This is a genomic window from Salegentibacter mishustinae, from assembly GCF_002900095.1.
GTDB classification, from domain to species: Bacteria; Bacteroidota; Bacteroidia; order Flavobacteriales; family Flavobacteriaceae; genus Salegentibacter; species Salegentibacter mishustinae.
In genome coordinates, this window is record NZ_LLKN01000003.1 from 1 (window position 1) to 12975 (window position 12975).

At 36.5% G+C, this 12975-nt stretch carries 10 protein-coding genes and 1 riboswitch; of the genes, 6 read left to right on the forward strand and 4 right to left on the reverse strand.

All coding sequences use genetic code 11. The features are described from left to right. Nucleotides 1-485 precede the first annotated feature (485 nt). Complete coding sequence (locus APB85_RS15875) at nucleotides 486-1169, reverse strand: DUF4294 domain-containing protein (protein WP_057480860.1); 684 nt, start codon at nucleotides 1167-1169, stop codon at nucleotides 486-488. Between the two features lie 104 nt (nucleotides 1170-1273). Between APB85_RS15875 and APB85_RS15880 the strand changes: the two genes are divergently transcribed. The 4 genes from APB85_RS15880 (at nucleotide 1274) to APB85_RS15895 (ending at nucleotide 6213) form a co-directional block, all read left to right on the forward strand. Next, on the forward strand, nucleotides 1274-2362 hold the full coding sequence (locus APB85_RS15880) for a M42 family metallopeptidase (protein WP_057480859.1): 1089 nt from the start codon (nucleotides 1274-1276) through the stop codon (nucleotides 2360-2362). Between the two features lie 139 nt (nucleotides 2363-2501). Beyond that, nucleotides 2502-3578, forward strand: a complete 1077-nt coding sequence (locus APB85_RS15885; RefSeq protein WP_057480858.1) for a DNA topoisomerase IB — start codon at nucleotides 2502-2504, stop codon at nucleotides 3576-3578. Nucleotides 3579-3622: 44 nt separating this feature from the next. Further along, complete coding sequence (locus APB85_RS15890; RefSeq protein ID WP_057480857.1) at nucleotides 3623-5551, forward strand: DUF294 nucleotidyltransferase-like domain-containing protein; 1929 nt, start codon at nucleotides 3623-3625, stop codon at nucleotides 5549-5551. After that, nucleotides 5551-6213: a 3'-5' exonuclease gene (locus APB85_RS15895; RefSeq protein ID WP_057480856.1), complete on the forward strand. Its 663-nt coding sequence runs from the start codon at nucleotides 5551-5553 to the stop codon at nucleotides 6211-6213. The genes APB85_RS15890 and APB85_RS15895 overlap by 1 nt, the downstream gene beginning before the upstream one ends. A gap of 65 nt (nucleotides 6214-6278) precedes the next feature. On the opposite strand, the gene acs is transcribed toward APB85_RS15895, so the two are convergent. Together acs and APB85_RS15905 are read right to left on the reverse strand one after the other, a co-directional pair. After that, a complete protein-coding gene (gene acs / locus APB85_RS15900) occupies nucleotides 6279-8186 on the reverse strand; it encodes an acetate--CoA ligase (protein ID WP_057480855.1) in 1908 nt (635 codons plus the stop codon). 299 nt (nucleotides 8187-8485) lie between these two features. Beyond that, nucleotides 8486-8713: a hypothetical protein gene (locus APB85_RS15905; protein ID WP_057480854.1), complete on the reverse strand. Its 228-nt coding sequence runs from the start codon at nucleotides 8711-8713 to the stop codon at nucleotides 8486-8488. 175 nt (nucleotides 8714-8888) lie between these two features. After that, nucleotides 8889-9023, forward strand: a riboswitch (cobalamin riboswitch). Between the two features lie 117 nt (nucleotides 9024-9140). Between APB85_RS15905 and APB85_RS15910 the strand changes: the two genes are divergently transcribed. Together APB85_RS15910 and APB85_RS15915 are read left to right on the forward strand one after the other, a co-directional pair. Then, nucleotides 9141-10115: a ribonucleotide-diphosphate reductase subunit beta gene (locus tag APB85_RS15910; RefSeq protein WP_057480853.1), complete on the forward strand. Its 975-nt coding sequence runs from the start codon at nucleotides 9141-9143 to the stop codon at nucleotides 10113-10115. A 41-nt stretch (nucleotides 10116-10156) separates the two neighbouring features. Further along, nucleotides 10157-11833, forward strand: a complete 1677-nt coding sequence (locus tag APB85_RS15915) for a ribonucleoside-diphosphate reductase subunit alpha (RefSeq protein ID WP_057480852.1) — start codon at nucleotides 10157-10159, stop codon at nucleotides 11831-11833. A gap of 164 nt (nucleotides 11834-11997) precedes the next feature. Here the strand turns inward: APB85_RS15915 and APB85_RS15920 are convergent, their stop codons facing one another. Then, complete coding sequence (locus APB85_RS15920; RefSeq protein WP_057480851.1) at nucleotides 11998-12843, reverse strand: DUF2911 domain-containing protein; 846 nt, start codon at nucleotides 12841-12843, stop codon at nucleotides 11998-12000. Nucleotides 12844-12975: the final 132 nt, after the last annotated feature.

Genomic DNA, 12975 nt, shown 5'->3' on the forward strand with positions numbered 1-12975 from the left:
CCGGGATTTCTTTTCAGTATTTTTGGGAACTCAGTTGCGCCGTAAGCGGCTGCAAATATACAATGCTTTTTCTTTATCCGCCAAATCTTTTTTAGAAAAATTTTTGACTTTTTTTTAAAGCTTTCCAGTCTCAAAAGAACTCTAAAACAACTGCCGTTTCTATTAAAAACCTTCGCTGTTTTTGCGGCTGCAAATATAAACCCTCTTTTGATTCTGGCAAGTAAAAAAATAAGTTTTTTTTATTTTTATTTTTTTAAGCTTTATTGCCTTAAAAAAACACCGTATCCCAATATGTAATGAACTTCCCGCTCTACTCCGCAACCCTCGTTGTGTCTCAAAGCGGGTGCAAATATACTGCTGTTTTCTTCCCCCGCAAGCCCCAAATAACTTTTTTTTAAAGAAAACTTAAAACTAAACTATAACTCTCTCTAAAAAAGGAACTTGTAAGATAAAAAATTTTATAGAAATATTGGGAAGAGATCGAATTAATTTAATCGGCCTTTAGTTTTACTCCATTTATCAGTGAGCTCTACGTATTCAAAGTCCAGCGCAGTGGCTTGTGGCTCGAGGATATCATTAACAAAAGACCGCTGCAGAATATCTTCAATAAGAAAGTCTTCCTGGTTATTTTTAGGGTCAAATTCTTCTTTCAGCGAAATTTCGAATAAACTGGCAGTGGTATTATACCAGAAAGCACGCCAACCACTTTTTAAATTCCTAATAAGATTAAAAGCAGTAGTCCCTGTTTGGCGATGTACCAGTTTTACTAAAATTTGTCCTTCAGTATGAGTAAGCTTTTTTAATTCCGCAGAAAACTCTTTCTCTATATAATCCTGAACGATCCTGGTATATTTTCTTTGAGCTGACCTGGAATCTATTTCTTCCAGCCTGGCATTAAGAGCTATCAACCTTTCCGAAGCTAATTTAGCATAAGGATATACCTTTCTGGTTTTTCTCCTTAATATAAGGTAACGCTTTCTTTCGGCCAGATCATCAAAATGAAGTTTTTTTAAAATCACTACTTCATTAAGATCTATACTTTCTCTTGGCACCGTGTCACCCGAAATAATCATATATTTTTTTTGCAGCGTATCCTGAACAGGGATACTATCCTGGGCTAGAAGTCCTGAAAAACTAAAGAATAATATTACAAAAAGTGTTCTAAGCATTCACCAAATATTTAGCTTGCTATGGTACTAAAATCATTCCAAAATTAATCAATAATGAGTTGTCATACATTTTATTCTTACTAAATTCGTGAAAATTCAAAACTATGAGCAAAGACAGTATACTTGATAAGGAATCTATAGATTTCCTTGAAAAATACCTCAATAATGCCGCACCAACAGGTTATGAATCTGAAGGGCAGAAATTATGGATGGATTATTTAAAACCTTATGTAGACGAATTTTTCACCGATAGCTACGGAACAGCAGTTGGAGTCATAAATCCTGAAGCTGAATACAAAGTAGTAATAGAAGGTCACGCTGACGAAATTTCCTGGTATGTGAATTATATAACCGAAGAAGGTTTTATATACGTAGTAAGAAATGGCGGAAGCGATCACCAAATTGCTGCTTCAAAACGCGTAAATATTCATACAAAAAAAGGAATCGTTAAAGGTGTTTTTGGATGGCCGGCAATTCACACTCGTGAAAAAGATAGTGAACAGTCTCCTAAAATAGACAATATATGTATAGACGTTGGGTGCACTAGCAAAGATGAAGTTGAAGAATTAGGGGTACATGTGGGTTGCGTGATCACTTATCCAGATGAATTCTTTATCCTTAATGAAAACAAATATGTTTGTCGTGCACTCGATAACCGTATGGGAGGATTTATGATCGCGCAGGTAGCCAAGCTTTTAACGGAAAATAAAAAGAAACTTCCTTTTGGTTTATACATTACCAATGCGGTTCAGGAAGAAATTGGACTTCGTGGAGCTGAAATGATCACGCACCGTATTAAACCAAATGTGGCTATTGTGACAGATGTAACCCACGATACCAATACGCCAATGATCAATAAAAAGAAATCTGGCGATACAAAAATTGGTCACGGCCCAGTAATTGCCCACGCTCCTGCCGTACAAAATAAATTGCGGGAACTGCTTATTGAAACGGCCCAGGAAAAAGAAATTCCTTTCCAGCGAATGGCGAATTCAAGATTTACAGGAACAGATACCGACGCTTTTGCTTATAGTAATGGCGGTGTTCCTTCAGCTTTAATTTCACTACCACTTAGATATATGCACACCACGGTAGAAATGGTTCATAAAAGTGATGTAGAAAACGTGATTAAATTAATTTATGAAAGTGTTCTAAAAATATTGGAAGGAGAAAGTTTTAGTTATTTCGACTAAAAAACTTAAAACTTCATTAATGGCATCAAGCCCTTTTCGGAAATTTCTGAAAAGGGCTTTTTCATTTTCTTAGGTATACTTTCACAATTCTTTATTACACCGCGGTATTTTTTCCAATTATATTTATTGAAAAAGATAAATGACCATTTCTCCCGAGGAAGTAAACAGCCTAATTTCTAATCCCTATGAAGCTATAGATTTTGCCAATCTCACCTATGTTTCTGAAGAAAAGCTTTCTATTAGCCGCAAAAAAGTGGGCCGCGGTTTTTCCTATATATATAAAGGAGAACGTATAAAGGACAAGAAAACCATAGATCGCATAAAAAGCCTGGTAATACCACCCGCCTGGCAGGAAGTTAAGATCACTCATCTAAAAAGTGGCCATTTACAAGTTGTGGGCCGTGATGAGAAAAACAGGAAACAATATATTTACCATCCTACCTGGAGTAAATTAAGAAACGAATCTAAATTTTTTAAAATGGCTGCTTTTGGCGAAAATCTGCCAAAAATTAGAAAGCAGGTAGATACAGACCTGGATTTGCCGGAAATGAGTAAGCGAAAAGTACTCGCCTTGATTCTAAGACTTATGGAAGAAACCCATATTAGAATCGGAAATCATTACTATGCCAAGAAAAATAAAACCTACGGACTTTCTACTTTTAGAACCCGCCACGTAAAAACTTATAAGAACAGGATCAAATTCGAGTTTATAGGAAAGAAAGGGAAGGAACATTCGGTAACCGTAAAAAACAAAAAACTTATAAAACTGGTAAATCAATGTGAAGAAATCCCGGGTTGGGAACTTTTTAAATTTTATGATGAAAGTGGCGATAAGCACACTATAGACAGCGGAATGATCAACGATTACATCCACGAAATTAGCGGCGACCTGTTTTCAGCTAAAGATTTTAGAACCTGGAGCGCCACTAAAATATTCTTTGAAACCCTTCGGGAAATTGGCTATACAGAGGAAGAAAAACAAAACAAAAAGAATATGCTTCAGGCTTTTGATGCTTCAGCCGAAGGTTTAGGTAACACACGAGCGGTTTGCCGTAGTTATTACGTGCATCCCAAGGTGGTTAATTCTTACGAATCTGGGGAAATTGTTCCATATTTTGATAAAATTAAATCTGAAGAAAAACAAGATTATATCTCTCTTTCCGAAACCGAGAAAGTCATTTTAAATATGATCAAAGATTATGAAGTTAATATTTAAAATTGAATAAAATAGCTGTCTCCAATTTTGATTAAATTAGCGGTATGAAGAATACCATAGCTTCCCGAATAGCCGATTTCCTAAAGAATTATCCGCCCTTTAATCTTCTTCACAAAGAAGATTTACTAACGATCTCAAAACAAGTAAAAGTAAAATACCTTGAAAAAGGTAAAATGTTATTTGCTGAAGGTGACACTGGCCATAAACGTTTTTATGTGGTAAATAAAGGAGCAATTTCTTTAGAACGCATTAATAACGAGAAACGGGAAACTATTGATAAATGTGATGAAGGCGATATTTTTGGACTTAGACCGTTATTTGCCAAAGAAAATTACCTCATTAACGCTATTGCCGATGAGGAAACAGTGCTTTACGCAATTCCCATCAAGAAATTTAAACCTTTATCAGAAGAAAATAAAGAGGTAGGTAATTTCCTTATTCAGAGTTTTGCTTCAAATACCCGAAATCCTTATTCTGAGGCACATAAGGGAAAGTTGATTTCTGATAAAGAACCTGAAGAAAATCAATTTAAACCCAATAATAATTTATTTGAACTTCAACCCGCACCGGTTACCAGGAAGGTTGTCATGACCTCTCCCGAAACTACTATAAAAACAGCGGCTCAATTAATGAGTAGAAAAAAAGTAGGCTCAGTACTAATAGTAGAAAATAATATTCCGCAAGGCATCGTAACCGATGAGGATTTTAGAGATATGGTGGCTACGGGTACATTTGGAATTGAAACGCCTATTTCAAAAATAATGGCTTCCCCGGTAATTTGCTATCCGCAGGGTTTGAGTATTGCCCAGGCGCAACTTACTATGATGAAACATCATATTAATCACATTTGCATTACCGAAGATGGCACACCAAATACAAAAGTAGTAGGTATACTTTCTGAACACGATATTATGGTTTCTGAAGGACATAATCCCTCTGTTCTTATGAAAGCGATTCAGCGAAGCAGCAGTACAAATGAATTAAAAAAAATTCGGCATAAAATCACATTATTGCTTCGGGGATTTATTGATTCCAATATTCCGCTGAATCATATCTCCAAAATTATTTTTGAGCTGAATGATGCTACAATTAAAAGAATCATTGAGCGCTGCATAAAAAAACTACCCACTCCCCCACCCTGCGATTTTACCTGGATTTCCCTTGGAAGTCAGGGGCGTAAAGAACAACTCTTGCAAACCGACCAGGACAATGCGCTTATTTTTGAAGATGTGCCTGCGGAAAAACTGGAAGAAACCCGGGCGTATTTCCTGGAATTAGCCAGGAAAGTGAACAAGCGACTCAACATAATTGGTTATGAGTATTGCCCGGCTGAAATGATGGCGAAAAATCCTAAATATTGCCTGAGTTTGAGCGAATGGAAAAGCCAGTTTACCAATTGGATTATAGATCCCGGGAATGATGAGATTTTACTTTGTTCTATTTTCTTTGATTTTGATATTTCTTATGGTAATATCAAATTATCAAACGAGCTGGCTGATCATATTTTCAGCCTAACAAAGGATAATAGGAAGTTCTATGCTGTAATGGGCGCCACTGCTTTACGAAATCCCTCACCTCTTGGTTTCTTCAGGCAATTTTTGGTAGAAGAAGATGGGGAAAACAAAGATTATTTCGACATCAAAAAACGAGGAATCACTCCTATAACAGATGCTGCAAGGTTGCTTATTCTATATCATCAGGTTAAGAATATTAGCAATACAGCAGAGCGCTTTGAGAAACTGGCTCAATTAGAGCCAAATAATAAAGAACTCTTTCTGGCCTGCGCCTATGCCTCTAAGGTCTTAATTAAATTTAGAACCAAACACGGGTTAGAAAATAGAAATAGCGGTAGGTTTATAGATCTCGAAAATCTTGGGAAAGAAGAAAAAATTAAACTGAAACGCTGCTTTAAAAGCATTAGACAGGTACAGGAATTAGTAAAATATCGTTTTGAAGTAACTCCCTATATCTAATGCTGAAAATATTCAAAAATAAATCTGAAGATCTTCCGAAGTTCTGGCAGGATTATGAAGCTAAATTCCAGGAAAAGCTTCCAACAGAAATTACCGAAACAAGATTTGTAGTTTTTGACACTGAAACCACAGGATTTGATCTAAAAAAAGACCGAATGCTATCGATTGGTGCTGTGGCTATAAATAAAAAATCTATAGATGTAGCTGACGGGTTCGAAGAATATATTTCGCAGGAAACTTTTAATCCTAAAACCGTGAAAATCCATGGAATTATTCAGAATGAGCGAATAGATACTCTATCTGAAGAAGAAGCGGTAAAAGCTTTTTTAAAATATATCGGGAATTCGGTGCTGGTGGCTCACCACGCAGGGTTTGATATCGGAATGATCAATCAGGCTCTTTTCAGAATGGGGCTACCAAAATTAAAAAACAAAGTTTTAGACACGGTGAATTTATACCGCGGTACCAGAATAATTTCGAATCTTATTAATAGAGAGAAAAGTTATTCTCTAGACGAAATCGCCGAAACTTATAATATTGACATCAAAGATCGCCATACCGCAGCGGGAGATGCTTTTATTACGGCCATTGCTTTTCTAACGATTCTAGGAAAGTTAAATACCGATAGAAAACTGAATTTGAAAAAATTATTTCGATTTTAAATGAAATAAAAAACCTCACAGGTTTTAAAAAACTGTGAGGTTTGGTATTTTCTAAACAGAATACTTTAAAAAGCTTCCTTTATAATTTCATCTACAACTTCAGGGTTTAATAAAGTTGAAGTATCACCAAGATTTTCAGTTTCGTTTGAAGCTATTTTACGCAGAATTCTACGCATAATTTTTCCACTTCGTGTTTTTGGAAGTCCGCTAACAAACTGAATTTTCTCTGGTTTTGCTATTGGTCCCACCTTATCCTTGATCTGTTGGTTGATCTCTTTTCTAAGGTTATCGTGATTTCTCGACTCCCCTACCTCTTTTAAAATTACAAATGCATAAAGTGCATTTCCCTTCACCTCGTGTGGGAATCCAACTACTGCAGATTCAGCTACTGCTGGGTGTTCATCTATAGCATCTTCAATTGGCGCTGTGCCTAAGTTATGACCAGATACGATAATTACATCGTCTACCCTACCGGTAATTCGGTAATAGCCAACTTCATCTCTAAGAGCGCCATCTCCGGTAAAATACATATTTTTAAAAGTCGAGAAATAGGTGTTTTTATAGCGTTCGTGATCGCGCCAAACCGTTCTGGCAATAGATGGCCATGGATATTTTATACATAAACGACCATCTACCTGGTTTCCTTTTAACTCATTTCCATTCTCGTCCATTAAAGCGGGTTGAATTCCCGGAAATGGCAAGGTTGCATAAGTCGGTTTTACCGGAGTGACGTACGGAATTGGTGAAATCATAATTCCGCCGGTTTCGGTTTGCCACCAGGTATCTACAATAGGGCTTTTATTTTTTCCCACATTATCGTTATACCAGTGCCAGGCTTCTTCGTTAATAGGTTCTCCAACGGTTCCCAGAACTTTTAAAGAAGAAAGATCGTGACTTTCTACAAACTCTATATTTCTTTTAGCTAAAGATCTAATTGCTGTTGGAGCGGTGTAAAACTGATTTACCTTATGTTTTTCTACCACATCCCAGAATCTTCCAGCATCAGGATAAGAAGGAACCCCCTCAAACATCACCGTAGTGGCGCCGTTTGCTAATGGGCCGTATAAAATATAAGAGTGACCGGTGATCCAGCCGATATCAGCCGTACACCAATATACATCTCCTTCTTTATACTGAAAAATATTCTTAAAAGTATAAGCAGTATAAACCATATAGCCCGCAGTGGTATGTAACATACCTTTTGGCTTACCGGTAGAACCCGAAGTATATAATATGAATAAAGGATCTTCAGCATCCATGGTTTCGGCTTCACATTCATCTGAAGCTTCATCCAGTAAGGGTTGTAACCATTCGTCACGCCCTTCTTTCATTTCAATATCAGAGTCCAGACGTTTAGCTACCAACACGCTTTCTACTCCCGGACATTCTTCCAGGGCTTTATCTACAATACTTTTTAGATCTATAGTTTTATTTCCACGGTAAGATCCATCAGAAGTGATGAGCATCTTACAATCGGCATCATTGGTTCTGGTAGCGAGTGCTTTAGAAGAAAAACCGGCAAAAACTACGGAGTGGATAGCGCCAATCCTGGCGCAGGCAAGCATAGCCACGGCAAGTTCAGGAATCATAGGCAGGTAAATGCAAACCCTATCACCTTTTTCAATTCCCTTTGATTTTAAAACATTCGCAAATTTATTGACTTTCTTATGAAGTTCTCCGTAGGAGATATGTTGCGCTTCTTCTTTAGGATCGTTTGGTTCCCAAATAATAGCCGTTTTATCGGCATTGGTAAAGAGATAACGATCTATACAATTTTCGGTAATATTTAGCTTGGCATTTTCAAACCATTTTACTTCAGGCTTATTAAAATCCCAACTCAGCACATTATCCCATTTTTTTCGCCAGGTAAAGTGTTCTTCGGCTACTTCTTCCCAAAAATTTTCTGGTTCTCTTACCGACTTTCTATAAACTTGAAAATACTCCTCTAAATTCTTAATATGATAATTACTCATAACTTAAATAAATATGTTGCTGGTTAAGTGGGTTAATAATGAAAAATATCAAATATCTTTCCTGCAATTTATAAAAACCTGCGGAAACCAAACATTCAAAATCTTGTTAATATTCTCCCTTTCGAAGTTTTATTACAAGTGTAATAGAATTAATGATTTTGAAAAATAAGTCGAAAATTAATCAGTGAAAAAGGCATTTGAATTTCAATTTGTAAAAATTAAAGGGATAAACTACTTGACTTTTTAGGCTTTTATCAATTTTAAGTTATGAGAATACATATAAAGAGGAGAAACTTTAATTAGTAATGTTCCACAAACTTTTGATGATCGCTTAGCCATTTATTTAAATAAAACTTTTCTTTTCTGGATGCTAATTTCCCAGATTTCTCTTCCCGCCATTTTTTATCTGAATATTTCCTAATAAAAATTTTAGATCTTCTCCCCAAACTAACTCCTAAGAACTTAAAAGTAACTTCTGCTTTAAGAACATAGGCATTATTGGTATTTTGTAAATAAACGAGTTTCATTTTTATTCCTGGTTGATTGCTAAAACTGCAGGCAAAACTTAACAAAGACTATGCCCATGGCCAAATTATTGCCAGTTAGTCTTTCTTGTTTATACAAAGCTAACTTGTGAAAAACTATGTTTATAACTCAAAGCTATTTTCATAAAACCACAGCTTATTCCCTTTAACTTTACTCTTGTAAAATCATACCGGCGGGTATTACTTTTTGTAATAAACAAGGGGAATCATGTGAGAATCATGAGCTGTTGCGCAACTGTAAAGTAGACTTTTCTACAAGCCAGATCACCTTCCCAACCGGGCTGACTTTTGCTTTCGCATAAAAAGTAAATGTCCTGGGTAATATTTTTGCGGCCGTCCCGCTCTTCTCTTTTCCATAGACACCTATTTGCTTTTATGCTTTTGATTTTAAAACTAAAACAAAAGTGATATGAGTATTTTTCAAAAACGGGTAAATTACAAACCTTTCGAATATCCCGAAATTCTTCAGTTTACCGAAGCTATCAACCGATCATTCTGGGTACATTCTGAAGTAGACTTCACTGCTGATGTACAGGATTTTCATTCTCATCTTAGTGAAAATGAGAAACAGGTAATTAAAAAGAGTCTGCTTGCCATTGCACAAATTGAAGTAGCTGTAAAATCCTTTTGGGGAGACCTATATCAGCACCTTCCTAAACCTGAATTTAACGGCCTGGGAAGCACTTTTGCCGAATGTGAATTCAGGCATTCTGAAGCTTATTCCCGTTTGCTTGAAGTTTTAGGTTACAACAACGAGTTCGAGAAATTAATAGAAACTCCTGTTATCAAAAAAAGAGTGGCCTATCTTTCTGAAGCTTTAGCAAATACAAAATCTTCAGATGAAAAGAAATACGTGTTTTCCCTTATTTTATTCTCTATTTTAATTGAAAACGTATCTCTATTTAGTCAGTTTGCTATTATACTTTCTTTTAGTCGGTTTAAAGGAGTGATGAAGAATGTGAGCAATATAATTGCATGGACATCTGTAGACGAACAAATTCACGCCAATGCCGGCATTTATATCGTAAACCAGATTAAGAATGAATTTCCAGAATTCTTCAATGAGGAAACTAAAACCCAAATTAGGGAAATTATAGCCCACTCTATGGAAGTAGAATCTGAAATCCTGGATTGGATCTTTGCTGATGGTGCTTTGGAACAATGCAAAAAAGAAGACCTGCTGAATTTTATGAAATATCGGATAGACGATAGCCTTGAAAAAATTGGTTTGGAAAAGATCTACTTTGTTTCAGAGTATGATTATAAAGCCATGTTATGGTTTGAGGAAGAAGTTTTCGCCAATAGTTTAGACGACTTTTTTGCCAAGCGCCCGGTAGATTACACCAAACACGATAAAAGCATCACCGCCGATGATCTTTTTTAAACAATATTCCGCAGCAATATTTCAACTTAAAATCCAGCAAAATGCCAGAAACAATAATTAAAGAAACGCAACAAGACCGCTTATGGTGGCTTAATGAAGAAAGTCAGCAAATACTTAACCGCGGTTATCTATTAAAAGGAGAAACCACAAAATCTGCTATTGAGCGCGTTGCAAACGCAGCGGCAAAGAGACTCTACAAACCCGAATTGGCAGAAGCTTTTATAGAAATGATAGAGCGCGGCTGGATGAGTTTAAGTTCGCCAATTTGGGCCAATATGGGCACCGAGCGCGGATTACCAATTTCCTGTTTCAATGTCTACGTACCCGATAATATTGAAGGAATTACCCACAAACTGGGCGAGGTAATTATGCAAACCAAGATTGGTGGCGGAACTTCAGGCTATTTCGGGGAATTACGAGGTCGTGGCAGCGCGGTTACCGATAATGGCAAAAGTAGCGGAGCAACCAGCTTTATGAAACTTTTTGACACCGCTATGGATACTATTTCACAAGGTGGTGTACGCCGTGGAGCTTTTGCAGCTTACCTGGATATAGACCATCCCGATATTAAAGAATTTCTCGAGATAAAAAATATTGGAAACCCTATTCAAAATTTATTTTATGGCGTTAGTGTGCCCGATTACTGGATGCAGGAAATGATAGATGGCGATCGGGAGAAAAGAGAAATATGGGCTAAAGTTTTAGAAAGTAGGCAGCAAAAAGGTTTGCCCTATATTTTCTTTAAAGACAATATCAACCGGTTCAAGCCGCAAGTTTATAAGGACAAAAACTACGTTATAAATTCCAGCAATTTGTGTTCAGAAATCGCACTGCCCTCAACCGAGGAAGAGTCTTTTATTTGCTGTCTCTCTTCAATGAATTTAGAGCTTTATGACGAATGGAAAGATACCGAGGCAGTAAAACTGGCTATCTATTTTCTTGATGCCGTTTTACAGGAATTTATTGCTAAAACCGAAGATAATTATTACCTCACTCCTGCCAATAAATTTGCAAAAAGACACAGGGCACTGGGACTGGGCGTTATGGGCTGGCATTCCTATCTTCAGAAAAATAGGATTCCTTTTGAAGGTTTAAAAGCAAAAGGTTTAACGAATTCCATTTTTAAGGAAATTAATGAGAAAGCTACAAAAGCAAGTAAAGAATTAGCCAATATTTATGGCGAACCCGAGGTTCTAAAGGGCTACGGATTAAGAAATACTACTTTAATGGCCGTAGCGCCTACTACCTCTTCCTCTGCAATTTTAGGACAGGCATCACCTGGAATTGAACCTTTTAGCAGTAATTATTATAAAGCCGGGTTGGCGAAAGGTAATTTTATGCGGAAGAATAAATATTTAAAGCAACTGCTCCAGGAAAAAGGATTGGATACCGAAGAAACCTGGCGAAGCATCATGCTAAATCACGGAAGCGTACAGCATTTAAAAGAATTAAGTGACGAAGAGCGAATGGTTTTTAAAACCTTTAAAGAAATAAGTCAGTTAGAGATTATACAACAGGCTTCGGTTAGGCAAAAATATATAGACCAGGCACAAAGTTTGAATTTAAATATTCCATCAGATCTTCCGGTTAGGGAAGTAAATAAATTAATGATAGAAGCCTGGCAACTGGGAGTTAAAACGCTATACTACCAAAGAAGTCAAAGTGTTTCTAAAGAATTTATAGCCAATATGGTGAATTGTGCCAGTTGTGAAGCTTAGATCTATATAAGAAAAGCTGTTTGAAAGTTTTTTGTGACGTCAAGCTGAACTTGTTTCAGCTTCTAACATGTTTTTGAGTATTTACATTTTAGACCCTGAAATAAATTCAGGGTGACGATTTTAACAAGGCTTCAAACAGCTTTTATTTATTTTGTAAATCTATTTTACATAGCTCCCCATTCTTTTAGAGAGTCTTTGTTCATTTTTACATAATCCTGGTTTCCGGCTTTTTCAGCTTCAGCTAAAGATTTTTTGGCAGCAGCAATTGCTTCTTCTTTTTTACCAAGATCGGCTGCTATAAGCGATTTTCTTCTTAGAATCCAGAAGGCATTCGGGTTACCCATTTCAAGAGATTTATTTACCCATTCGTAAGCCTGTTCCAAATCTTTATTGGCATCGTGATAATAAGTTGCAGCAGCGAAATAATCGGCAGCTCCCGGGCCATTCATAGTTTTCTCAATACTGGCCATTGCTTTTTCTTCGGTAGGCACTTCAAATTGTAGACTGGCAACTGTATTTGCCCATACAAAATTGAGCGCAGCCGATTCATTCTTAAGATCGTCTATCATAATTGTAAAGGTTTCCATTTCAAATGGAAGTTCCATCACTTCTGCAGTTGCTTTTAGCACTACTTTCTCTTCGTTCCATTCAGCAGGATTTCCCCAGTTAGAAGCATCATTATAAAACTTTACTTCCCATTCGTCTTCCTTCGGAATTGTGTAAATAGCGTAAGTTCCCGCTTTTAATTCTTTACCCTGAACAGTAACATCGTCACTAAAAGTGATTTTGGTATTTTCGTTAGCACCGGTACGCCATACTTCGCCATAAGGTACCAGATCGCCAAAAATCTCACGATCTCTCATTCCTGGACGGGAATATTCTAAAGTGACATCGGTAAGTCCAACTTTTTGTTCAACTTTAGTAAACGGACTGGCTTGAGGCGCCTTTACCTGTGCCTGGGCAGCACTGATAAGCCCGGCTGTACATAAAAATAAAAGTAGTTTTTTCATTGTTCAGTTTGTTTTTAGTTTGATCAAATATACCGAGAAATTGATTACCAATTTAGATAAGAATCAACTTCATTTATATTTTGTTTAACTATAATAATTTTATTTTAAACAAAACTACTCTTAATTTTACAA